The following is a 22,195-nucleotide window of genomic DNA, read 5'->3' on the forward strand; positions in this document are numbered from 1 at the left end:
TCGAACTCGAGGGGCGATTGGTATGGATGTCCGTACCATAGCCCGTGATGTCGTGATCGCCTAGTGGTAACCCGGATTCACGTCCACGCCAGTGGTACGGATGTACGTATGATTAGGACCATGACCACGCTCAGTCGCGGAACCACGGTGGATCGCACGCTGCCCGTGCCCGCCTACCACCAGGTGGCGAGATCGCTCAAGGCGCGCATCGACCACGGTGACTGGCGGCCGGGGGAGAAGCTGCCGACCGAGATCGAGCTGTCCCGGGAGTACGACGTCAGTCGGGCGACCGTCCGGCAGGCCCTGAGTGACCTGTCTCGTGACGCGTTCATCAGTCGTGAGCAAGGCAAGGGGACGTTCGTCCTCAAGACCCCGACGCCGCTACTTCACGATCTGAGTCTGCCGCTGGGTCTGGCGGACCGCTCCCGTACCCAAGGCCTGCGGCTGGACGCCCGAGTGACCCGGCTGGAACGCACCACCCGGGTGTCCGCCTCCGTGGCTGAGCAACTCGGCCTACGTCCGTCGGAACCCGTGGTGGCGCTGGAGCGCGTGATGAGCATCAACGACATTCCCAGTGCGTTGAGCCTGTCGTGGCTCCCGGAGGCCTTGGTTCCCGATCTGATCTCGACCGGCCTCGTCGACGGCTCGATCTCGACGACGTTGCGGGACCACTATGACCTGGTGGCTGCTCGCTACGAGAACTTGCTGGAGGTCCACGGCGCAGACCCCGGGCAAGCCTCGTTGTTGTCCGTCGGTGTCGATTCACCGCTGATCCTGCTGGCCGCGATGAGCTTCACTGCCGCGGGGAAGCCCCTCGAGGCATCGTGGACGTACTGGCGGAGCGACCGGGTTCGGTTCCGCTTCGATGTCCACGCATCCGGCCCCGAGGTCGCTCACGCTGACGTCTGACGTCGGCCTACATCCCTTTCAGGGCTCGAAGTTCGACGACCGGGGGAGTCGTTTCCAGGGCGGATCCGGCCAACAGATCCCAGAAGACGCGGCCCGGCCTGCGACGATGCGCCGGCGTGGTGCGGAGGGTTCGGGTCGGCGTGACGATCCAGTCGACCGGCGCATCGTGATCGAGGCCGGCGAGATCGTCCTCCACGACCTGGCAGTCGTGGACCAGATCCACGATCTGTGCGTCCGGGCCGGCCACTCCGGTCTCGCTCATCAGGGCCCACTCCAGGTCGAAGTACCCGTGTCCCTTGCCGAAGCGCACGCCGTTCGTCGCCACCGCTGAACCGCCGGTGGCCAGCAGACCGATCGGCTCTCCGGTCGAGAGTTCGGCCAGAGTGGTCGGGGTCGCGAATGTGTCCATTCCGTCGAGAGTCGCGGCATACCGCTCCTCGCCCGCGGGGACCGTCCCGGGCTCGAGCACCAGGAAGCCGCGAGTGATCGCGTAGGTGGTCATGACCACGGTCTTGCCGTCGAGAATCGCGTGCCGCCGGAGGTGTTCGGTGGCGTTGTCCGGCGTGATGAACAGGCGACCACAGGCTTGATAGGCCTCGAGTTGTCTCACTCGGAGGGCGCTCTGCTCGCTGCCTTCGAAGTCGGCGATGAAGCTGGAGAAGTCCCAGTGGAACCGGGAGTCGGGGCGGCACACGCGCAGCATCTCTCGCCAGATCCGCTCGCGGTGCTCATGGCGGGCCGCGAGCTGGTTCGCATCGAGCATCCGCTGGTGTGAATCGGCCATGGAAGGTCCTCCTGGTGCCAGAGCATGATTTGTACGGTAGTCCGTACAACTTAAGTCATCAGATCCAGGATCTCCATCGGATGACGCTTGAAATCCCACTTGCGGGCACAGATGATGCGACATATGGTCCGGTTAACCATACCTATTGAGGAGATACATGCGCACTTCCGCGTTGTGCTTCACGGGCCCAGGTCGCACGGATGTCCGCGACATCGAGCTGCCGCCGCTCGGATCCCGTGACCTCCTGGTCGACATCAAGGTCGGTGGGCTGTGCCGCGGGGATGTCGAGGTGTTCCGTGGTGATCCGGGAGTTCCGTATCCGTATCTCGGCGGACACGAAGGCGCGGGGACCGTCACCGCGGTCGGTCCGGAGGTGACACGGTTCAGGGTCGGTGACAACGTCGCATTGCTGGGCGACGGCAGGTTTCGCCGGCAGGCGGTCGCAGCCGAGCATCAGGCAGCCAAACTGCCGGACCACATCGACGACTGGACGAACTGGATCGTCGAGCCGATGGCCTGCTGCATCAACGGGATCGACGTCGCCGGGATCCGTGCCGACGACGTCGTGGCTGTCGTCGGCTGCGGCTTCATGGGACTGGGGATTCTGCGGGGCCTGGCGACGACGCCGGCTCGCCACACGCTTGCTTTCGATGTCCGGGACGAACGATTGGTCCAGGCTGCCGCGTCCGGCGCCACGAGCACACTGCGTTCGGACGGGCGCGAGGTCGACGACATCGTCGAGACCGTCGAGGCCGTCGTCGATCGGCGGCCGATGCCATCGGCGTACGTCCTCCCGGGTCTGCAGAACGGCCCGGCCGACGTCGTCTTCGAGACCTCGGGTACGGCGGCCGGGCTCGAGCTGGCCGTCGCTCTGGCGCGAGTCGGTGCGACTGTCGTCATGTTCGGTCACCAGCGAGGCAACGTCACGATCAACGGCACCACTTGGCACCTGAAAGGGCTGCGGGTTCTCAATGCCTCGCCGATGATCGCCGAGGACTTCCACCAGATCTTCTACCGGACGGCAGGCCTGATGAGCAGCGGCCGACTGGTGACCTCAGATCTGATCACTCACACCGGCACGCTCCACGACGCCGCCGAGGTGCTGAGCCATGCCGGCGAGCCGAGCTATGTGAAAGGCGCGCTCCTCCTCGAGCCCGGCGCCTGAGCTCGGTCCGACCCAATGCAGACAAGGAGACAGATATGAAGATCGGTGCGTTCCTTGCGTGTTTCGACAGTTGGCGCTTGGACGACGCGTTGTCGTTCCTTCGCGACAACGGCGCCGAGGTGGTCGAGCTGAGCACCTTCGGTCGAAGGGTTGCCATGGATTACGACCTCGATGCCCTTCTGGCCAGTGCGACCCTGCGTGATGAGCTTGCCGGCCGAGTCGCAGCGCACGGCTTGAGCATCAGCTCACTCAGCTGTCACGGCAACCCACTTCACCCGCAGGCAGAGATCGCCGAAGCGCAGATCGGTCTGTTCCGTGCGACCGTGTCGCTGGCATCCCAGCTCGGCGTGCAGACCGTCGTCGACTTCTCCGGCTGCCCCGGAGACGGACCGAACGCCACCTACCCCAACTGGGTCACCTGTGCCTGGCCGGACGACTTTCCCAGGATCCTCAGGTGGCAGTGGGAGGAGGCGATCATCCCGTACTGGAAGGAGACGGCGAAGTTCTGCGACGACCAGGGCGTACGCGTGGCGCTCGAGATGCACCCGGGTATGTCGGTCTACAACCCACGCAATCTGATCCGGTTGCGCGATGCGGTCTCGCCGACGATCGGGGCCAACCTGGATCCGAGCCATCTGATCTGGCAGCAGATCGACATCATCGCAGCGATCCGGTACCTCGGTGACGCGATCCACCATGTCCACATGAAGGATTGCGAGCTGCGAAGTCACCAGCTCGGCGAGGTCGGCGTACTCGACACCACACCGTTCGCCGAGTGGGACAGACGTGGATGGCTGTACCGAACCCTCGGACACGGCCGGAGCCCCGAATTCTGGAAGCAGTTCGTGACCGCCTTGAAGGAGGTCGGCTACACAGGCACCCTGAGCGTCGAACACGAGGATGTTCTGTACGACGCGGCCGACGGAACGGCCAAGGCCATCGCGTTGATCTCTGCCATTCGACCGGCCAGTGACGAACTGAACACCTGGTGGAACTGAGATGCGGACGGAATCCGGCGATCGTGGACCCGGCTACGACGACAGCCACGTAGATCCGGTCAACCGCGAAGCGCTGGCCTCGTATCGTTATACGGCCAACGTGCCCGTCCGAGGGCTCTACATCGACGGGCGGCCGGCTCTCAGCGGAATCGATCCGGACGGCGTCGGCGAGTACGTCATCATCACCGTGCGCGACCCGCTGTGCGGGTACGACGCAGACCCGGCCGAGCAGATCGCCGGACGGCTCGAGGACGCCCGTCCGGCCGGGCGAACCGGCATGTTCACGACCTGGACCGGCCGATATCGAGGGGCATCCATCAGCGTTGTCTCCGGCGGGTCCGGCTCGCCGGAGACCGAGTTGATCATGCATGAACTGCTCGAAAACACGAACGCGACAACCTTCATCAGGGTCGGTGGATCCGGCGGTATCCATCCGTCGGTATCGCCCGGCGATCTCGTCATCGCGCGCGGAGTGATGCGAGACGAAGGCATGACGGCGGCGTATGTCCCACCGTCGTGGCCGGCGGCCTGCTCACCTGAGGTGGTGCTCGCCCTTGCCCAGGCCGCGACCGACGCGGGCGCGCCACACCACGTCGGCATCACCCGATCCGCCGACAGTGACATTGTCGGCGGCGGTCGGCCCGGTGTCCGTGGATTCCTTCAGCCGTGGAACGCCGAGTTGCCCGACACGTTGATACGGGCCCAGGTGCTCAACGGTGACCGGGAGTCCGCAGCGGTGGTCACGCTGGCAACTCTCTTCGGACGACGTGCGGGCTCGATCTGCTCGGTCGCCGACAACCTGAGCACAGGTGCGACCTTTGCCGCTGGTGCAGGTCATCGCGCCGCGATCGATGTGGCCCTCGACGGCCTGGCTCTGTTGCACCAGATGGATCGGGTCGCCGCAGGTGCGGGCCTACCTCGCTGGCTACCGATGGCAGGGCAGGGTCCGTGCTCACTTGGTCAGCTGCATGGTGACCAGGGTCAGGAAGCGGTCGAAGTCGAGATCGCGGGCGACCGTGATGAGAGGGAGGTCGGTCCATTGGTGGTGGGCGCGGCGATCGACGACGGTCATGCCTCGGGTCAGGCGGTCGGCGGTGGCGACGTCGCAGCGGAGGTCGGTGGTCTTGATGAGTGTGCGGTCGATGGCGACGGCTACGGCGACGCTGTCGATCAATGAGCAGTACGATTGATAACCGCGTCCGTTGACGAACTCGACCACGCGCAGAGCCAGCGCGGCCTCGGGGGTCGTGGAGGCGCGGAGGGCATCGAGGTCGTGTTCGCGGAAGTTGATGCTCGGGTGGGTCGCGACATCCAGGCCGACGGCCACGAGGTCGAAGTCGGCCCGGAAGACTGATCGGGCGGCTTCCGGGTCGACGAAGATGTTCCATTCGCTGACCGGGTTGTCGCCCGTCGCCTGGCTCCACGCGTACGGCGTCTCCCCGAAGGAGCCGCCGATGATGATCAGCTCGCTGATCTTCTCCGGCAGACCGGGATCGAGCTCCAGTGCGCCTGCGATGTTCGTCAGCGGTCCGAGCGCGCACACCGTGATGTCGCCCGCGTGCTGGTTGACCACGTCCACGATCAGCTCGGCCGCGGTCCGTTCGTCGAGGCGCCGGCCGGACTCGGCGAAGTGGGACTCGGCCAGGCCGTCGCTGCCATGTGAGAACGGGTCCGACGGGTAGTTGCCGGAGACGGGCTGCAGTGGCCCCTGAGCGACGGGGATGTCGGGGGCGCCGAGCAGGTCGAGGATCTTGAGTGCGTTGGACGCGGTCCGGTCCGAGGGCAGGTTCCCGGTGACCGCGGTGATCGCTTTGACGTCGAGCGCCCCGGCCTTGTGTGCAAGGGCGATCGCCAGGGCATCGTCCATGCCCGGATCGGTGTCGATCAGCAGGTTCTTCATGAATGGGTATTATAAGCATAACAACATAACCAAGGGAGTCTGACGTGGCGCGGAAGGTTGCTGTGCTCTCGCATGCCGTCCTCGACGAGGTGTGCGAGCCGTCTGGCCGGCTCGCTCACGAGGAGGTCGGCGGGGCCGGTGCGTACGCCGCCGTCGGCGCCAGTCTCGTGTCGTTGCCGATGGCAAGCATGCTGGTGGCCGGAACCGGGGACGCCGACCTGGCCATGCTCCAGGACTGGTGCCGGGAACGCGCGATCGACTCGAGTGGGCTGTTCGTCGTCGGCGAGCGTGGACCCCGCACCCGCATCCAGTACTTCGCCGACGGCGAGCGCGAGGAGACGCCTGTCTACGGCCGATCCCATTTCGACGCCCACACGCCGTTGCCTCAGCACATCCCGTCAACAGCGGAGCTCGGAGCGATGTACCTGTTCCATGCCGACGAAGCGCCCTACTGGGAGCACATTGCTGCCTTCCGCTCCTCGGTGCCGATTCTGTGGGAGTTGTCCGCCGAGGCGACAGCCCTCGAGATCGTGAGGGAGCGGGCCGGTCTTGTCGATGTGGTGTCGCTGAACAGAGCTGAGGCGTTGTCGCTGTTCGGCCTGGCCTCGATCGATGAGGCCGCCAAGGCTGCCAGTGATCTGGCTCCGCTCGTCCTGCTGCGGCTCGGTGCCGAAGGCTCCCTCCTGCTCCACGCCGGCCGCCGGATCCAGCTCGCGGCGGCGCCGACCGTCGTCGTCGACCCGACAGGCGGTGGCAACAGTTACTCCGGCGCCTTCATCGCGGCGTACCAGGCGACCGGCGATCCGCTCCGCGCGGCCCGGCTCGCCGCGGCCGCCGCTGCGGTCGTCGTGGCGACAAGGGGAGCGCCGCGGGTCGACAGCGTCGTGCGAGCTGCCGTCGAGAACGCGGCGGACTCCCTTGTTGTGAAAGGAACCTGATGACGGACCTCAATGCCCTCTACGACAGCTACAAGTTCGCAGGCAACGTCCCGAAACGCGGGTTGCTCGTCGATGGACGGCCGGCGCTCTCGCGGATCGACCCGGCCAAGGTCGCGCGCTACGTCCTGTTGATGGTGCGCGACCCGCTCTGTGCGTACGACGACGATCCGGCCACCCAACTCGCCGCCGAACTGGACGACGCCGAGCGCATCGGCCGGTCGGGCATGTTCACGACCTGGAGCGGCAGCCACGAAGGCGTTCCGGTGACCGTGGTGTCCGGGGGGAGCGGCTCGCCCGAGGCGGAGTTGATCCTGCATGAGCTCCTCGAGTTCACAACCGCGGACACATTCATCCGCGTCGGCGGCTCGGGCGGTATTCATCCTTCGGTCGCGCCCGGCGATGTCGTCATCTCCTCGGGTGTCGTGCGCGACGAGGGGATGACGCAGGCATACATTCCGGCCGCTTATCCCGCGGTTGCCGCATACGAGGTCGTGCTCGCGATGGCGCGCGCGGCGGCCACGCTGGGCGTACCGCATCACGTCGGGGTGACTCGCTCGAGTGACAGCGACTTCTGCGGTGTCGGTCGGCCGTCGGTGGGCGGGTACTTCCAGCCCTGGCATCTGGACATTCTCGAGACCTGGGCGCGGGCCGGTGTCCTCAACGGGGATCGGGAGTCGGCTGCGATCGTCACGCTCGCCGCGCTGTTCGGGAAGCGTGGCGGATCGGTCTGTTCGGTCGCCGACAACGTCATCGCGGACCAGCCGTTCGTGGCGGGGGCGGGGCACCGGTCCGCGACAGACCTCGCGCTGGCCGGGCTCGTCGAGCTGGCGGCGATGGACGCCGCGGTCGCGGCGAACGACGTACCTCGATGGATTTCCGGATTACATTGACACCCTGAGATCAAAGGTCCTACGGTCAATACAACATAACCACCAGATGACCACGGTAGGAGCTCGGCATGAAACGTATGAGGCTCGTGACTGCCGCGATCGGTGTCGCGTCCGCCGTGGCACTGGTCCTCGCGGGCTGTTCTTCCGGCGACGCGGGCGGCGGCGGAAAGCAGACGCTCCAGCTGTGGTTCTGGGGTGCCCCGCCGCAACAGCAGCAGACGATGAAGCAGGTGCTGATCGACGGCTTCAACAAGTCGCAGGACAAGTACACGCTCCAGGTGACCTTCAACAACGCGGTCGACAAGAACGTGCAGGTCGCGCTGAGCGCCAACAAGGGCCCGGACATCGTGTACGGCTCGGGTCCCGCGTTCTCCGCGGCGTACGCCACCCAGGGCAAGCTCGCGGACATGACGCCGTACGCCGAGAAGTACGGCTGGGAGAAGCGTCTGCTGCCGGCGATGTATCAGTCCGGCACGGTCGACGGCAAGCTCTACTCGCTGCCGAACTCGATCGAGGACATCGGCGTCTTCTACAACAAGAAGGTGCTGGCCAAGCTCGGCGCCCAGCCGCCCAAGACGTACGCCGAGCTCGTCGCGACGATGGACAAGGCCGCCGCCGCGGGGATGTACCCGTCGGTGACCGGCAACCAGGGCTGGAAGCCGGTCAACCAGAACTACATCTCGCTGTTCCTGACCCAGGTCGCCGGCGGCAAGACGGTCTACAACGCCTTGCAGGGCACGATTCCGTGGACGGACCCCGCCATCGAGAAGGCCGTCCAGGCATCGGCCGACTTCTACAAGAAGGGGTATCTGGGCGGCAAGGACTATGCCACGCTGAACTTCGACCAGTCGGTCCAGTTGCTCAGCCAGGGCAAGTCACCGTTCATGCTCGGACCGAGCCTGATCTTCCAGTTCGCGTCGAACTACTTCAACGACAAGTCCGGTACGACGGACGACCTCGGCTGGCTGCCGTTCCCCAGTATCGCGGCCGGCCGCCCGTACCCGTACCCGACCCTGGGTACGACGGCATCGCTGTCGATCAACGCGGCATCGAAGAACAAGGACGGCGCTGCCGAGGTGATCGACTACATGATGACCGACAGCTTCACCAAGGAAATGAACAAGAGCTGGCCCGGCTACTGGGCCGTGCCGTTGAAGAACTTCGATCTCGACGCCGCGGACTACAGCGGACTGTCGAAGCCGTTCGTCACCGCCATGAAGGACACCATCGCGACGGTGAACGACGGCAGCTACGGGTTCTTCGCGGGCACGTTCTTCCCGCCGGCGACCGCGACCGCGTTCACCGATATCGACTCGGTCTGGCTGGGCAAGGAGAGCGCCGCCGATTTCCTGAAGAAGGTCCAGACGACCTTCGCCGCCGAGAAGGCGAAGGGTCTCGTGCCGCCGCTGCCCCAGCCGGCCGACTGACGGAGAACAGATGGTCATGACAGCCGCACCGGCGCGGGAGTCCGCAGCCGCGCGCGTCCCGGCCGGGCGGCGGCGTTCGCACCTACGCCGTCGTACCGCGATCAACTACGCGCTCGTCGCCCCCGCGCTGCTCCTGTCGATCGTCATCGTCGTCATCCCCGGCATCCTCACGTTGCTGTTCGCGTTCACCGACTGGAGCGGTGTCGGGTTCGACGTCCATTTCATCGGCGGGCAGAACTTCCGCGACATCCTCGCGGACCCGGTCTTCGCCACCGCGCTGACCAACAACATCAAGTGGCTGGTGATGTTCCTGACGCTGCCGGCCGTGATCGGTCTGCTGACGGCGATGTTGCTCCTGCGGCGTAAGCGGATCCGCACGTTCTACCAGGTGATCTACCTGATGCCGTACGTGCTGGCGCCGGTGGTGAACGCGCTCATCTGGCAGACCATCATCTACAACCCGCACGGCGGGGTGGCCGGCCTGTTCGGGATCCAGCCACCGACCGCGAGCACCTCGACGTCTCTGTACGCCGCTGCCGCGGTCGACATGTGGCACTACTGGGGCTTCCTCACCGTCGTCTATCTCGGGGCGATCCGGCAGACGCCGATCGATCAAGTCGAGGCTGCGATCGTGGACGGCGCCGGTGGATGGGGTGTGTTCCGCAACGTCTACCTGCCGAGCATCCGGCCGACGCTGCTGCTGATGGGCGTGATGACGGTGATCTTCTCGTTCCTCGCCTTCGACTACGTGTACCTGCTCACCCAAGGCGGTCCGGCGCACTCGAGTGAGGTGATGGGCACCTACGCCTACGCGTTCGCGTTCTCGTCGTTCGAATTCGGCAAGGCCGCCGCGGTCGGGATCGTGATGAGCGTCTTCGGCCTGCTCGCATCGATCCTCTACACCTGGATCAGCCGAAGGGAGCTGGCACGATGACCAGGCTCAAGGGACTCGGTGCCCAGCTGGTGCTGGCGGTCTTCGCGGTGATCGCGCTGATCCCGCTGCTGCTCGTCGTACTCAACAGCTTCAAGGACAACGCCGAAGTACTCGCGAACCCGTTCGGGTTGCCGTCGTCGTTCAGCCTGGACAACTTCGTCACTTCGTGGACCTACGGACGGTTCGGGCGGGGGATCGTCAACAGCATCCTGCTCACCGGCACGACCGTGCTCGTCGTCCTGGTCTGCGCGAGCCTGGCCGGGTACGTCCTCGCGGGCCAGAAGGTGAAGCGCTGGCCGGCGATCATGGTCTACCTCACGATGGCGATGACGATCCCGATCCAGCTGTTCGTCTTCCCGCTGTACGCCGCCGTCGCGGCGCTGAATCTCACCGACAACGTGTTCGTCGTCGGCGTGATCCTGGCGGCGATCAACATGCCGTTCGCCACCTTTCTGATGCGGACCTTCTTCCTGAACGTTCCGGCCGAGATCGAGGAGGCCGCTCTGGTAGACGGTGTCAGCACCCTTCAGCTGATCCGGCGGGTGATGCTGCCGATGGTGCGGCCCGGACTGATCACCGTCGGCGTCATCGTCGGCCTGAACGCCTGGAACGAGTTCCTGATCTCGTCGACGTTCCTGCAGAACCCGGACGACCAGACGCTGACGCTGGGATTCCTCACGATGAACGGCACCTTCAGCACCGACATCGGCACGATGATGGCCGGCGCGCTGATCCTGATCGTCCCCGTGCTGGCCGTCTTCATCGCCCTCCAGCGGTACGTCGTCGACGGCATCGCCAACGGCGCGGTGAAGGGCTGACATGGCACTCGGCGCAGCGTACGAAGAGCGGGTCTACGCCGCTCTCCTCGGCAAACTGATCGGCGTGTACCTCGGCCGGCCGGTCGAGGGCTGGCCGTACGACGACATCCGGTCACGCTTCGGACTGGTCGACCGGTTCGTGAACGAGGACCTCGGACTGCCGTTGATCGTCGCGGACGACGACATCTCCGGGACACTGGCCTTCGCCCGGGTGGTGGAGGACACCGGTGACTTCGAGCCTGCCGATGCCGGCAACACCTGGCTGAACTACATCGTCGAGGACCGCACGATCCTGTGGTGGGGCGGGTACGGGCGCTCCACCGAGCACACCGCTTATCTCAATCTGAAACGCGGCATCAGTGCGCCGGAGAGCGGCTCGATCGCGTGCAACGGGAGCACACTCGCCGAGCAGATCGGTGCGCAGATCTTCTCGGACGCGTTCGCGTTGATGACGCCTGGCGATCCCGAGCGGGCTGTCGCGTTGACCCGTGCGGCCGCGAGTGTCAGCCACGATGGCGTCGCGCTGGACGCGGCTGCGTTCTTCGCCGCGATGCGCTCTCTGGCCTTCGACGAGCGCGAGCTGTCGGCGCTGATCGAGCAGTCGCTGCCGTTCGTCACCGATCGCCGGCTGATCGAGCTGGTCATCGATGTGACGTCGCGCGTGCGGGCGGGTGACGACTGGCGCTCGGCCCGCGACTGGGTCGATCGGTGCTACGGGTATGCGCGGTACCCGGGGCCGTGTCACTCGCTCTCGAACACCGCGATGGCGCTCGCGGCGCTCATTGTCGGCGGCAACGACTTCCGCCGGGTCGTCGCCGTTGCCTCCTCGGTCGGCTTCGACACCGACAGCAACGCCGGGACGGTCGGTTGCATCACCGGCGTCCGGCTCGGACTCGCCGCGCTCGACGATGATCTCCGGCGGGAGGTGGCCGATCGGGCTCTCGTCGTCAGCGCTGACGGAGGTGAGTGCGTGACGGACGCCGTTCTCGAGACCAGACGGATCGTTCGATCGGCTCGGAAGCTGATCGGTGGGCCGGTGCCTGGGCGACGCCCTCGATTCGACTTCGACTTTCCTGGTGCGGTACAGGGATTCGGAGACGACGAAGCGACTGTTCGGCATCACCAGTTCGACGACGGCTCGACCGCGCTGCTGATCGAGGACGGACGAACCTCCACGCCTGTCTTCCTGGACCCGGGTGACGCCGTGCCCAACTTCTCGACCCTGGCCAGTCCGACGCTCTATCCCGGTCAGACGGTTCGGGCCGTGGTCAGTTCGCCGGACGGTGCCTCGGTGCAGTTGTACGCGGACTACGACCACGGAAAGTCAGAAGGTGCGTGGAGGCGCGTCGGCGCGAAAGCCACGATCGAGTGGACCGTGCCGGCCGGAATCCCCTTCCGGGTCGGCCTTTCGGTCGGTGGGACGGTCTACCTGCACTCGCTCGACTGGGACGGCGCACCCGCGGAGTACTCGCAGTCCGGCATCCTGCTGTCCTCGATCTGGGACACCCAGCCACGCGGACTCGCGCCGTGGGTGAGCTCGGCCAAGAACTTCGAGGCCGATTTCGCCACGACCTTCTCCGTCTCGCACCCCGGCCCGCTCGGTGTCGTGACGACGGGTACCCGCGATTGGGTCGACTACGAGGTGACCTCACGGCTGACGTTCTCACTGAATCGGGCGGCCGGTCTCGTCGTCCGGGCACGCGGGCACCGGAACTTCTCCGCGGCCTTGTTCGACGGGAACACCCTCTCGATCGTCGAGCAGCACAATGCCGATCGGACGGTGCTCGCGACAACCCCGTTCAGCCTCCGCCGGGACAGGCCGTACGACGTCACCGTCGCGTGCGCCGGATCGATCGTACTGGTGGACATCGACGGCATTCAGATGCTCTCAGCAACCACCCGCCGACTGGCCGGCGGTGGGGCCGGCTTCTTCGTCGACACCGGAACCATGAGCGCCGACGGATTCACCGTCCGCTCGCATCACCGGGCTCAGACCCGCGACCAGAAAGGCACCACCCGATATGAAAGCCAACGGCAAGTGGAACAGCTTCCCGGTCAACACCCGACCGGCCGAGGGATACGCGAGCCCCGTGCACTACGTGGATCTGACCGCTCAGCTTCGTGAGGTCGCCCGCGAGGCCGACGGTGACGGGATCCTGCACACGTTCCTGCCGCACACCACGTGCACGCTGATCTTCAATTCCGGAGTGGACGGTACGACGCTGCAGGACATCCGGCTGTTCATCGAGGCGCAGATCCCGGTCGACCGGCCGTTCGTCCATCTGCACGACGGACCACAGGACGCGGCCGCGCACGTCCGCTGCGTCTTCGGCGTTCAGTCGCTGCAGCTTCCCGTCGTGAACGGCGAACTCGGAATCGGCCACAGCCAAGGCGTGTACCTGCTCGAGCTGGACGGCCCGCGCGACCGCACGATCCAGTACGCGGTGCAGACGTTCTGATGACCACTGTTGTCGGAGTACGTGGGGGACTGTCCGTCGATCACCTGGTGGACGCCGGACTGGGTACCCGATTCGACGAGCTCGGCGGGCCGGGGCTCTTCGGAGCGCTGGGCGCTCGGCTCGTCGCGGGCACCCAGGTCCAGCTGTACGCACGGCTCCCGGACGACGAACCGCGGTTCGCGAAAGTCTTTCAGGAACTCGGCATCGACACGTCCGAGACGATGCGGGAGCCGCAAGCGATGAGGCTGTGGATCCTGAACTCCCCGCAGGGCAGACGAATCCTGGCCACCTCCCCGTCGGGCTCGGTCGAGATCGAAGGCACGGGAACGACGGAGCCGGACGGCGACACCGGCGCCGGCGATTCGGGCGAGGTTCCGGTCACCGGCGGAATCGACGGGCTCCTCGACAGCTCGCCCACCGAGCGCGCGGCCGTCGCCGAATCGGTGCGCGTCGGCGTCGACCCGCATCAGTTGCCCCTGCAGGCCGAAGGCCCGGAGTACCTCCTCAGGGTCAGTCCGTCGGGTGCACTCGTCCTCCCCAGCCGGGTGCAACTGCAACTGATCGACCCCGATCCGTTGGCTGCCGCTCGGGCGATCCGGGCACGGCTGGGGTTTGACGTGATCGCGCGACTCGACCGGGAGGGCATGGTCGTGATCTCCGACAGCGAATGGTTCGTGCGCGACACCGACGTACGCGTTGTCGAGACCACGGGGGCCGGAGACTCGTCGGCCGGCGCCATCGTCGCGGCGTGGACGGCCGGCGCCGACCTTGCCACGGCAGCGGCGTACGGCGTCAGCGTCGCCCGGCTGGCGCTTTCGGACTGGGGCCACGCGGGCCTGCTGGCCGACCCACTGACCGAACCGTTTCCGAGCATCACCATCACCAGGAGGCAATAGACGTGACTTCTCTCGAACAGATCTCCGCCATCGCCTCAGCCTTGCGGGACGTGAACGACGTGAAGCCGAGCATCTCGGCTCCACTCGGTCGAGCCGTCTTCGTCGGGTCTGGCGACTCGTTGTCGTCCGCGCTGCTGGCTGCGGCGTACGGCCATCGCGCATTGTCGTCCGGGGACCTGACCTGGACCGGGCGGCTTCCGTTCGGCACGGACACCGTCGTCGGCATCTCGCACTCCGGCACGTCCGGGGCGACCGTTCGCGCCCTCCGGCTTGCGGCGCAGGCAGGCAAACGCACTATTGCGATCACCTCGAACGCGGACTCGCCGCTGGCGGCCGCCGCGGCCGAGACGCAGCTCGTACCGTCGCTCGGGATCGAGGAAGTCATTCCCTGCGCCGGGCATCTGATGCTCGGCCTCGGTGTCGCCGCGGTGGCAGGCGAGGACGTCGACGGGGCGGCGAGTGAGGTTGCTCGCTCCTTGGAGTCGCAGGAACCGGAGCTCGCTCGGACCGTCCAGGAGTTACCGGCGGCCGCGCCGTACGGCATCTCCGTCCTGACGCTGCCGGACCTGCGCGGCGCGGGCGACTTCTGGATGCTGAAGCTCATCGAGGCTGTCGGGGTGAATGTCCGCGCCGTTCCGTTGGAGGAGAGCGGCCACGTCGACTACTTCATCGGTCCGGAACCACATCTCGTGCTCCAGCTCGTCGGTGCTGTCGGCCGCACCCGGTTCGAGCGCCTGGCGGTCGCGCTCGAAAGCACCGGGCAGACCGTACGCGGAGTAGTGTTCACGGCGCCTGATGCCTGGACGAGCCGATCAGCCCTGGTGCTCGAACTGGCCGGTGCGGCGGCCGGAGCGGTTTTCGCCGGCCAGGCAGCACAGATATGGGGGCGCCCACCGTTCCGCGGCGGTGCCGTCAACATGGACGCGCGGCACATCAAGCTGGACGACGAGCCGGTTACTGCATGAGGTCGCTCAATAGGTACTGATGTTATGATCATGCTATCCATGGTCAACAGGGGAGAAGGCCGCATGACCGTCGAAGAGACACGTCATCCGCTGGCGTCGAAGGTGGCGCCCGTGGACCGGCGGTCGCCGATGCCGGCCTGGGCGCAGGTCGAGCGAGACCTTCGGTCCGTGATGGATCAGGGCGTGGAGTCGGGCCTTCAGCTCCCGACCGAGAAGGATCTCGCCACCATGTACGGCGTCAGCCGGATCACCGTTCGGCAGGCGCTGGCAGCGCTCGCCGACCTTGGGTACGTGGAACGCAGGCAGGGGATGGGCACGTTCGTCGCCGACCGTCCGCGGCTGGTTCAGCACGACGTCGGCCTGATGACGCCCTGGCGGGACCGGTTTCGCGCCGCAGGCGAGGACGCGGTCTCCGTCCACCTCGCGGACGCGGTACCCGAGGAAGAGCCGTATGAGCTCGTCCGCGAATTGGCGCCCGCCGAGCGCAGCGGAGCAAGGCTTCATCTCAAGCGCCTGCATCTGGTCAACGGTCGACCCATCGGCCTCACGGACTCCTGGTTGGCCGGCCCGGCTGCCGAGAAGCTGCGAGGACGCGAACTGGTCGAGGCCTCCGTGTCGAAGACACTGGAGACGGTGCCGATCGCGGCCGATCAGGTTGACCACTTCCTCGAGGTGCGCTCGGTGAACGCCGCCGAGACAGTCCTCCTAGAAACAGGAATCGACTCGCAGGTGTTCGTCGACTGGTCGATCGGCCGCGCCAACGGCGAACTCGTCGAGACGTCCCGAACTGTTTGGCTCGGCTCGCGGGTGAGATTCCACTACTCCACCGACCTCGAGGGCCTGAACCGCCCCGGCGCCCACGGTTAGGACGGAGCGGGGCGGCTGCTGATCACGGGGTGCCGCTGGTGGCATCGGCGGGTACGCCGTACCGCTGGCGGCCGGCGCACATGAGACCGTCGCGGCGCTCGAGGGTTCGGACGGCTTCGATGCTGTGCTGGACGCTGCGGAGCTCGGGGCGGTCGCGCTGGGCGCAGTACGTGACCACGGCGCGTACGTCGGTGTGTTCCCCGGACGCGAACCGCAACCGGAGCGAGGTATTGCCGTCGCCTCTGCGGCCGTGAGGCCGAGCGGCCGGTCTCCTAACGCCCTGAAGAAGCTGGGGAGCGCGGGGGCAGACCCGGGAGCAGACCAGTGCTGGTCACGGGCGCTCCGGCCGGGAGAGGAGGGCAGGGTCGAGGACGTCACCGAATCAGCTTTGTCAGGGAGGCGTCATGAGTACCATCGTCGACACCGCGACCGGGATCCGGTCGTTCCAGGTCGAGATTCCGCAGGAGCAGCTCGACGACTTGCGGCGGCGGGTCGCGGGGACGCGCTGGCCCGGTAAGGAGCTTGTCGAAGACCGGTCGCAGGGCGTGCAGCAGGCGATGCTGCAGGAGGTCGCCCGCTACTGGGCCGACGAGTACGACTGGCGCCGCGTCGAGGCCCGGCTGAACGCGTTGCCGCAGTTCACCACCATGATCGACGGGGTCGAGATCCACTTCATCCACGTCAGATCGCCGCACGAGAACGCGATGCCGCTGATCATGACCCACGGCTGGCCCGGCTCAGTGATCGAACTGCTCGACACGATCGGCCCGCTCACCGATCCGACCGCTCACGGTGGGAGCGCCGAGGACGCATTCCACCTGGTGCTGCCGTCACTGCCCGGGTACGGCTTCTCCAGCGCGCCGAACGAGCTCGGTTGGGAGAACGGCCGCATCGCACAGGCCTGGGCGCAGCTGATGGATCGCCTCGGCTACCGGCGGTACGTCGCCCAGGGCGGAGATGTTGGCGCCGCGGTGACGGACGCGATGGGTCGTCACGGAGTCAACGGGCTGGCCGGTATTCACGTGAATCTGCTGGCGACGGCGCTGGGTATCGTCGACCTGCTACCGGGCGATTCCGAGGAGGAACGTGCGGCGCACGCTGCGCTGAAGACCTTCACCACCGACGGATTCGGCTACTTCCTGGAGCAGTCCACCCGGCCGCAGACGGTCGGCTACTCGTTGCTGGACTCGCCCGTCGGACTGGCCGCGTGGATGCTCGACCACGACACCGACAGCTACTACAAGATCTCGCGTGCGTTCGTCGACGGAGCACCGGCCGGCAATCTGACCCGCGACAACGTCCTCGACAACATCACGCTGTACTGGCTGACCGGCACAGGGGCCTCGGCCGCGCGGTGGTACTGGGAGTTCGGCCAATTCCTGGCCGCCGCGGCGGGGCAGGCGCCTCCGCCGGTCGCTGTTCCGGTCGGTTTCACCACGTTCCCCGGCGAGATCTGGGCTGCCCCGCGCAGCTGGGCTGAGACCGTCTACCCGGGTCTCGCCTACTTCAACACGGTCGACCGCGGCGGCCACTTCGCGGCCTGGGAGGAGCCCGACCTCTTCGCCGCCGAACTGCGGGCCGCATTCCGCCCCTTGCGCTGATTTCTTGCGACGTTTCCTCGCACCGACGCCCGACGCCCGACGGCTGACCCGTCGGGCGTCGGGCATCTATCTCGGCGCCTGGAGGTACGGCGCGAGGAACGTCCCCAACGCCGTCAGCATCTGCGCGGGAGCCTGCTCGGCGACCCAATGGCCGACGCGGGGAATCACCAGGGTCTGCACATCGACCGCAACCGGCGCGATCCCCCCTGCCGCGGCGGGGCCCCAGGCACGGTAGAGACCGAAGCTGGCTCGCAAAGCGTTCCGGTCGCGGTTGTAGAGGTTGGTGTAGTAGTCGATCGCGTACTGCGGAAGCGGCACCCCGCCGTTCTGGATCGCGAACTCGTAGCCGTAGTAGCCGATCGCGTTGCTCCGGACCATGTCGACGATCAGCTCGTCGTTGACCCGGTTGAACAGGATGTGCCAAAGCCTGTTGCTGAGGAACTCGGGAAGGAACAACGGTGCCGGCAGGACATTGGGATCTGTCACTCCCGGAGGCCCGGGGATCTCGGCGAGTACCAGGCGGCTGACCCGATCCCGATGGTCCGCGGCCAGTGCGTAGCTGACGATGTAACCGGTGTCGTGACCGACCACGGCGAACTTCTGATGCCCGAGCGCAGCGCGGGTCCGCTGCCGCCGATGACCACGTGCTCGCGGATGCCGTTGGCCTCGACGTACCGGCTCTTGAACGTTCTGGTGAATCCGGCCGGGAGTTGAGGTGCCGTGGACACAGAGCCGATGCCGTCCTGCGACCGACTCGGCACGGCGGCACTGATCGCCGCCCTGGTCCGGCTGCGTGTCGCCGAGACCCGTAGCGAAACCAGGGACTGTGCCGGAGTCGTCATGTCCGTCAGGCGATCCACCCTGATGGGACCGACACCGAGGGAGAGGCATCATGCGAGTCTTCGTCGCAGGAGGAACAGGAGTCGTCGGCCGGCCGCTCGTCGAGGGGCTGGTCGATCGCGGCCATTCGGTCACGGTCAGCACCCGTCGGCGTGAGAGCTTCGAACTCGTGAGGGGGCTCGGAGCCGAGCCGGTCCTGATGAACGGGCTCGACGAAGCTGAGGTGCACACCGTGATCACCGCGGCCGAACCGGAGGTGATCATCAACCAGATGACCGCGCTGTCAGGGCCGTCCCAGGACTACAGCGCCTGGCTGGACACGACCAACCGGCTGCGTCGCGATGGAACAAGGGCACTGATGAGCGCGGCACGTACGGCGGGAAGCCGGCGGGTGATCGCCCAGAGCGCCAGCTTCATGACCCGGCCAGGATCGGGCCCGACCGACGAACAGTCGCCGCTGTACGTCGACGCTCCGGGCCCGATCGGGATCCACATCGCGGCCAACCTCGCCGCCGAGAACCTGGTACTCGGCACCCCCGGCGTCGAAGGCGTCGTACTGCGGTACGGCTTCCTGTACGGCGAAGGCACCGCAATCGGACCTGACGGGGACATCGTCACGGCGATCAAGGCCGGCGGACTGCCGATCGTCGGCGACGGCACCGGGCGCTATCCGTTCATCCACGTCCGCGACGCCGTCTCGGTCACGCTGCAGGCTGTCGACCGCGGCGGTCCGGGCATCTACAACGTCGTGGACGACGAACCCGCAGCGCAGGTCGAATGGCTGCCGTATCTGGCGGAGATCTTGAAAGCCGCGCCGCCATCGCGGATCTCCGTGGCCGAGGCCGGCGAGCAGATCGGCGTACAGGCGGTGTACTACGGCAGTCAGCTTCCGCCGGCCAGCAATGCCAAGGCGAAGGCGGCTCTGGGGTTCACGCCCGACTATCCCTCTTGGCGGGACGGATTCCGGAAGCTATTTGGTTGAGCCCACGGACTGGCGCAGATCCCGACGGGTCCGGATGCCGAGCTTGCTGTAGACCTTGCGCAGATGCCACTCGACCGTCCGGGCGCTGAGGAAGAGCGCGTCTCCGATCTCGGCGTTGGTGCGACCTTCCGCGGCGAGCCGGGCGATGTGCATTTCTTGCGTGGTGAGATCGCCGGCGGACTCGACTGCTCGTCGGCGAACGGTCTCGCCGGTGGCGGCGAGTCCTTCGCGCGCACGTTCGGCGAATCCGTTCACGCCCATCGCGCTGAACGTCTCGAACGCCAATCGCAGTTGCGTGCATGCCTCCTCGCGACGGCCCTCACGTTGCAGCCATTCGCCGTACCGGAGCTGCGCGCGGGTCCGCTCGACCTGTAGCGAGGTGCGCGCCAGCCTCTCGGCCTCCTCTCGGTAGTTGTCCTCGGCGGCCCGGCCTGAGCGGAGCAACGCCCTGCGACCGGCCTCGACCCCCAGCGCCGCGTCGGTGCCGCTGGCCTGGGTGAACGACGACAGTTGTTCGAGCGCGAGGTTCGCCTCCGCGAGGTTCTCACTGCGTACGCCGGCTTCGACGATCTCCGCGAGAGCCCACTTGGGAGGCCCGAGCTCGAGCGGTGACGCGGCAGCCAGGCGGGCGGCGTCCAACGCCTCCGCGTGACGGCCCAGGCCACTGAACATGACCGCTTGGAACCAGCCGATCATGTTCAGACCGACCCCTTCACCTCGGCCGGTCACGTCGTCGAGCAGCTTCTGGAAGCGCGGCTCGGCCCGCTCGGCGTCACCGCGGATGGCGCTGAGACACACCTCGCCGTACGGCGTCATCGTGTTCTGCCCGCCGGTTACCTCGGCCACCCACGCGCATTCCGCGACCAAGGCCTCCGCCTCGGCCAGATCGCCGCTGTACAGGTCGTAGATGATGCGGCTGTTGAGAGCGACGGGCAACGCACTCAACGCGCCGATCTCGCGGATCGCGCTCAGATGCCGGCGCGTGAGGATGTCCCAGTTCAGGTCGTCGAACAGGTCTGTCGCCGCGCATGCGGCGAGCCAGGCGAAGCGTACGGATTCGTCCATGGTCAGCTCGTCGGAGCCGAAAGCCCGGACGGTCTCGAGCAGTCCCGGGGCCGCGGTCGCGTAGCCGTCGGTGTACAGCACCGCGATCCCGTGCAGCAGCGCGTCGGGCTTGCCGGCCGTCGTGGGCAGCCGGATCTCGCGCATGGCCTCGGCGACCTGGCGCATCCCGATGCCGGAGCCGGATGCGAGTCGCCCGGCGAACATGGCCGCTGCGAAGGCGTCGAGGTAGGTCTCCCGCGCGAGCTTCGGATCGAGTTGCTCGAGACGGGCGGCTGCCGCGAGCAGGAGCGGCAGACCTTTGTTCCCACCTTCGGAGTAGTAGGAGATCTGCGCCTGCAGCAGGTCCACGCGTGCGCGGGCAGTCGCGTCGAGCGGTCCGGCTTGTGCCTCGGCGATCAACGCCAAGGCGTCGTCGAAGACACCGGCCGTCGCCTTGGCCTGCGCGGCCGCCAGTGCGCGCTGTGCCCGGCGATCGGTCGAGGGCGTGAGCCGCGCTGCGGATTCGAGGAAGGCGGCCGCCGCAGTCACTCCACCGCGACCGAGGGCACGATCCGCGGACTGCTCGAGTGCGGTCGCGATCGATTCGTCGGGTCCCGCGGCCGCCCGGGAGCGATGCCAGGCCTGCCGATCCGGGTCGCCGACGGGATCGGTGACGTCGGCGAGCGCCTGATGGACGGTACGCCGTTCTTCCGCGACAGCCGCGCCGTACACGGCCGATCGGACGAGTGGATGTCTGAACTCGACCCGGTGGCGCACTTCGAGCAGGCCCGTGGACTCGGCGGCGGGGATCGCCTCGCTGCCGATACCGAGCCGCTGCATCGCACGACGTACGACATCGACGTCGCCGACCGGGTCGGCGGCCGACAGGACCATGAGCTGCCGGGCCTGGAGCGGCAGCCCGTCGAGCTTGCGCAGATAGCCCTGCTCCAGGCGACCCGCCAGAGTCGTGGTCGAGTCGTCCCCGTCCCACCGGGGCCGGCTGGTGGGAGCGAGCTCGCGGGGGAGTTCGATCAGTGCGAGGGGGTTGCCATGCGATTCGGCCACCAGGCGGTCGCGGACCTGGACGTCGAGCCGACCGGCCACGACCGAGTCCAGCAGGTCGGCGGCGTCGCTGTTGTTCAGGCCACCCAACGGCAGCTGCGGCAAGGCGGTGAGGATCGGCTCCTTGTCGGTGGGACGCAGGGCGAAGACGATCGCGACCGGCTCTGCGCGGAGCCGGCGAGCCACGAACTCCAGGGTCCGCGCCGAAGCCCGATCGAGCCATTGGGCGTCGTCGATGACGCAGAGCAGCGGCTGCTGCTCGGCTGCGTAGGTCAGCAGGTTGAGTATGCCGAGTCCCAGGACGAACTGATCCGGAGGTGCGCCGGCAGCCAGCCCGAACGTGGTGTCGAGTGCTGTCCGTTGTGGGAGTGGCAACCGATCCAGCTGGTCGAGGAACGGAGCACACAGCTGGTGCAGGCTCGCGAAGGCGAGCTCCATCTCCGATTCCACCCCGGCAGACCGGCTCACGCGGTAGCCGTCGGCGTTTCCGAGCAGGTACTGCAGCATCGCGGTCTTGCCGATTCCGGCGTCGCCGCTGACCACCAGAACCTGGCTCTGTCCATCCCGGGCGGCACGAAGCAGCGACACCAGCGACTCGCACTCGGACCTGCGACCACGCAGGCCCGGCCATCCTGAGTTGACAGTCATCACTACCGTCCCGGTCCGCACTGGCAGATTGAGCCTCGGCATTGGGGCGACGTCGGAGCTGATCCTGG

At 67.0% G+C, this 22,195-nt stretch carries 21 protein-coding genes and 1 pseudogene; 16 read left to right on the plus strand and 6 right to left on the minus strand.

From position 1 onward, the window contains the following. Positions 1–120 precede the first annotated feature (120 nt). On the plus strand, positions 121–909 hold the full coding sequence (locus tag OHA10_RS26230; protein ID WP_371401418.1) for a GntR family transcriptional regulator: 789 nt from the start codon (positions 121–123) through the stop codon (positions 907–909). Positions 910–916: 7 nt separating this feature from the next. Here OHA10_RS26230 and OHA10_RS26235 read toward each other — a convergent pair whose 3' ends face one another. Then, entirely contained in the window at positions 917–1,693 is a 777-nt protein-coding gene (locus tag OHA10_RS26235) for a 5-formyltetrahydrofolate cyclo-ligase (protein ID WP_371401419.1), read from the minus strand. A 157-nt stretch (positions 1,694–1,850) separates the two neighbouring features. Between OHA10_RS26235 and OHA10_RS26240 the strand changes: the two genes are divergently transcribed. After that, positions 1,851–2,858 (plus strand): zinc-binding dehydrogenase, encoded by a 1,008-nt coding sequence (locus OHA10_RS26240; RefSeq protein ID WP_371401420.1) that lies wholly within the window; start codon positions 1,851–1,853, stop codon positions 2,856–2,858. Between the two features lie 35 nt (positions 2,859–2,893). Next, positions 2,894–3,856 (plus strand): sugar phosphate isomerase/epimerase family protein, encoded by a 963-nt coding sequence (locus OHA10_RS26245; protein WP_371401421.1) that lies wholly within the window; start codon positions 2,894–2,896, stop codon positions 3,854–3,856. Between the two features lie 117 nt (positions 3,857–3,973). Here the strand turns inward: OHA10_RS26245 and OHA10_RS26250 are convergent, their stop codons facing one another. Continuing rightward, the gene (locus OHA10_RS26250) at positions 3,974–4,222 is read right to left on the minus strand and encodes a hypothetical protein (protein WP_371408049.1); all 249 of its coding nucleotides are present in this window, start codon (positions 4,220–4,222) and stop codon (positions 3,974–3,976) included. Here OHA10_RS26250 and OHA10_RS26255 point away from each other — a divergent pair. Further along, a pseudogene (locus OHA10_RS26255) lies at positions 4,134–4,604 on the plus strand (hypothetical protein); the annotation flags it as partial. The gene OHA10_RS26250 and the pseudogene OHA10_RS26255 sit on opposite strands and share 89 nt — an antisense overlap. A 204-nt stretch (positions 4,605–4,808) precedes the next feature. Here the strand turns inward: OHA10_RS26255 and OHA10_RS26260 are convergent. Next, positions 4,809–5,756: a nucleoside hydrolase gene (locus OHA10_RS26260; RefSeq protein ID WP_371401422.1), complete on the minus strand. Its 948-nt coding sequence runs from the start codon at positions 5,754–5,756 to the stop codon at positions 4,809–4,811. A 44-nt stretch (positions 5,757–5,800) separates the two neighbouring features. Between OHA10_RS26260 and OHA10_RS26265 the strand changes: the two genes are divergently transcribed. The 10 genes from OHA10_RS26265 to OHA10_RS26310 all read left to right on the plus strand — a co-directional run bounded on the left by OHA10_RS26265 (position 5,801) and on the right by OHA10_RS26310 (position 15,950). Next, positions 5,801–6,694 (plus strand): carbohydrate kinase family protein, encoded by an 894-nt coding sequence (locus OHA10_RS26265; protein WP_371401423.1) that lies wholly within the window; start codon positions 5,801–5,803, stop codon positions 6,692–6,694. Continuing rightward, positions 6,694–7,584, plus strand: a complete 891-nt coding sequence (locus OHA10_RS26270; protein WP_371401424.1) for a nucleoside phosphorylase — start codon at positions 6,694–6,696, stop codon at positions 7,582–7,584. The genes OHA10_RS26265 and OHA10_RS26270 overlap by 1 nt, the downstream gene beginning before the upstream one ends. A 68-nt stretch (positions 7,585–7,652) precedes the next feature. Then, the gene (locus OHA10_RS26275) at positions 7,653–9,011 is read left to right on the plus strand and encodes an ABC transporter substrate-binding protein (RefSeq protein WP_371401425.1); all 1,359 of its coding nucleotides are present in this window, start codon (positions 7,653–7,655) and stop codon (positions 9,009–9,011) included. A 10-nt stretch (positions 9,012–9,021) separates the two neighbouring features. Further along, complete coding sequence (locus OHA10_RS26280) at positions 9,022–9,945, plus strand: carbohydrate ABC transporter permease (RefSeq protein WP_371401426.1); 924 nt, start codon at positions 9,022–9,024, stop codon at positions 9,943–9,945. After that, complete coding sequence (locus OHA10_RS26285) at positions 9,942–10,763, plus strand: carbohydrate ABC transporter permease (RefSeq protein ID WP_371401427.1); 822 nt, start codon at positions 9,942–9,944, stop codon at positions 10,761–10,763. Before OHA10_RS26280 ends, OHA10_RS26285 begins: the two co-directional genes overlap by 4 nt. 1 nt (position 10,764) lies before the next feature. Beyond that, entirely contained in the window at positions 10,765–12,888 is a 2,124-nt protein-coding gene (locus OHA10_RS26290) for an ADP-ribosylglycohydrolase family protein (RefSeq protein WP_371401428.1), read from the plus strand. Then, the gene (locus tag OHA10_RS26295) at positions 12,854–13,222 is read left to right on the plus strand and encodes a secondary thiamine-phosphate synthase enzyme YjbQ (RefSeq protein WP_371401429.1); all 369 of its coding nucleotides are present in this window, start codon (positions 12,854–12,856) and stop codon (positions 13,220–13,222) included. Before OHA10_RS26290 ends, OHA10_RS26295 begins: the two co-directional genes overlap by 35 nt. Then, a complete protein-coding gene (locus tag OHA10_RS26300; protein ID WP_371401430.1) occupies positions 13,222–14,118 on the plus strand; it encodes a PfkB family carbohydrate kinase in 897 nt (298 codons plus the stop codon). Before OHA10_RS26295 ends, OHA10_RS26300 begins: the two co-directional genes overlap by 1 nt. Before the next feature lie 2 nt (positions 14,119–14,120). Then, the gene (locus OHA10_RS26305) at positions 14,121–15,083 is read left to right on the plus strand and encodes an SIS domain-containing protein (RefSeq protein WP_371401431.1); all 963 of its coding nucleotides are present in this window, start codon (positions 14,121–14,123) and stop codon (positions 15,081–15,083) included. A 63-nt stretch (positions 15,084–15,146) separates the two neighbouring features. Beyond that, positions 15,147–15,950 (plus strand): GntR family transcriptional regulator, encoded by an 804-nt coding sequence (locus tag OHA10_RS26310; protein ID WP_371401432.1) that lies wholly within the window; start codon positions 15,147–15,149, stop codon positions 15,948–15,950. Positions 15,951–15,972: 22 nt separating this feature from the next. On the opposite strand, the gene OHA10_RS26315 is transcribed toward OHA10_RS26310, so the two are convergent. Then, a complete protein-coding gene (locus OHA10_RS26315; protein ID WP_371401433.1) occupies positions 15,973–16,167 on the minus strand; it encodes a hypothetical protein in 195 nt (64 codons plus the stop codon). A 187-nt stretch (positions 16,168–16,354) separates the two neighbouring features. Here OHA10_RS26315 and OHA10_RS26320 point away from each other — a divergent pair, with 187 nt between their 5' ends. After that, positions 16,355–17,551, plus strand: coding sequence for an epoxide hydrolase family protein (locus OHA10_RS26320; RefSeq protein WP_371401434.1), 1,197 nt, complete (start codon positions 16,355–16,357; stop codon positions 17,549–17,551). Positions 17,552–17,617: 66 nt separating this feature from the next. On the opposite strand, the gene OHA10_RS26325 is transcribed toward OHA10_RS26320, so the two are convergent. Continuing rightward, on the minus strand, positions 17,618–18,445 hold the full coding sequence (locus tag OHA10_RS26325; protein ID WP_371401435.1) for an alpha/beta fold hydrolase: 828 nt from the start codon (positions 18,443–18,445) through the stop codon (positions 17,618–17,620). On the opposite strand from OHA10_RS26325, the gene OHA10_RS26330 reads away from it, so the two are divergent. Then, positions 18,444–19,373 (plus strand): NAD-dependent epimerase/dehydratase family protein, encoded by a 930-nt coding sequence (locus OHA10_RS26330; protein WP_371401436.1) that lies wholly within the window; start codon positions 18,444–18,446, stop codon positions 19,371–19,373. The genes OHA10_RS26325 and OHA10_RS26330 overlap by 2 nt on opposite strands. Here OHA10_RS26330 and OHA10_RS26335 read toward each other — a convergent pair. Further along, a complete protein-coding gene (locus OHA10_RS26335; protein ID WP_371401437.1) occupies positions 19,362–22,127 on the minus strand; it encodes an AAA family ATPase in 2,766 nt (921 codons plus the stop codon). The genes OHA10_RS26330 and OHA10_RS26335 overlap by 12 nt on opposite strands. Between the last annotated feature and the right edge of the window lie 68 nt (positions 22,128–22,195).

Origin of the sequence: Kribbella sp. NBC_00662, from assembly GCF_041430295.1 — a bacterium.
GTDB lineage: Bacteria > Actinomycetota > Actinomycetes > Propionibacteriales > Kribbellaceae > Kribbella.

Coding starts and splice junctions, on each gene's coding strand:
- OHA10_RS26230 (WP_371401418.1), top strand. CDS start 121: ATGACCACGCTCAGTCGCGGAACCACGGTGGATCGCACGCTGCCCGTG.
- OHA10_RS26235 (WP_371401419.1), bottom strand. CDS start 1,693: ATGGCCGATTCACACCAGCGGATGCTCGATGCGAACCAGCTCGCGGCC.
- OHA10_RS26240 (WP_371401420.1), top strand. CDS start 1,851: ATGCGCACTTCCGCGTTGTGCTTCACGGGCCCAGGTCGCACGGATGTC.
- OHA10_RS26245 (WP_371401421.1), top strand. CDS start 2,894: ATGAAGATCGGTGCGTTCCTTGCGTGTTTCGACAGTTGGCGCTTGGAC.
- OHA10_RS26250 (WP_371408049.1), bottom strand. CDS start 4,222: ATGATCAACTCGGTCTCCGGCGAGCCGGACCCGCCGGAGACAACGCTG.
- OHA10_RS26260 (WP_371401422.1), bottom strand. CDS start 5,756: ATGAAGAACCTGCTGATCGACACCGATCCGGGCATGGACGATGCCCTG.
- OHA10_RS26270 (WP_371401424.1), top strand. CDS start 6,694: ATGACGGACCTCAATGCCCTCTACGACAGCTACAAGTTCGCAGGCAAC.
- OHA10_RS26275 (WP_371401425.1), top strand. CDS start 7,653: ATGAAACGTATGAGGCTCGTGACTGCCGCGATCGGTGTCGCGTCCGCC.
- OHA10_RS26280 (WP_371401426.1), top strand. CDS start 9,022: ATGGTCATGACAGCCGCACCGGCGCGGGAGTCCGCAGCCGCGCGCGTC.
- OHA10_RS26285 (WP_371401427.1), top strand. CDS start 9,942: ATGACCAGGCTCAAGGGACTCGGTGCCCAGCTGGTGCTGGCGGTCTTC.
- OHA10_RS26290 (WP_371401428.1), top strand. CDS start 10,765: ATGGCACTCGGCGCAGCGTACGAAGAGCGGGTCTACGCCGCTCTCCTC.
- OHA10_RS26300 (WP_371401430.1), top strand. CDS start 13,222: ATGACCACTGTTGTCGGAGTACGTGGGGGACTGTCCGTCGATCACCTG.
- OHA10_RS26310 (WP_371401432.1), top strand. CDS start 15,147: ATGACCGTCGAAGAGACACGTCATCCGCTGGCGTCGAAGGTGGCGCCC.
- OHA10_RS26320 (WP_371401434.1), top strand. CDS start 16,355: ATGAGTACCATCGTCGACACCGCGACCGGGATCCGGTCGTTCCAGGTC.
- OHA10_RS26330 (WP_371401436.1), top strand. CDS start 18,444: ATGCGAGTCTTCGTCGCAGGAGGAACAGGAGTCGTCGGCCGGCCGCTC.
- OHA10_RS26325 (WP_371401435.1), bottom strand. CDS start 18,445: ATGATGCCTCTCCCTCGGTGTCGGTCCCATCAGGGTGGATCGCCTGAC.
- OHA10_RS26335 (WP_371401437.1), bottom strand. CDS start 22,127: ATGACTGTCAACTCAGGATGGCCGGGCCTGCGTGGTCGCAGGTCCGAG.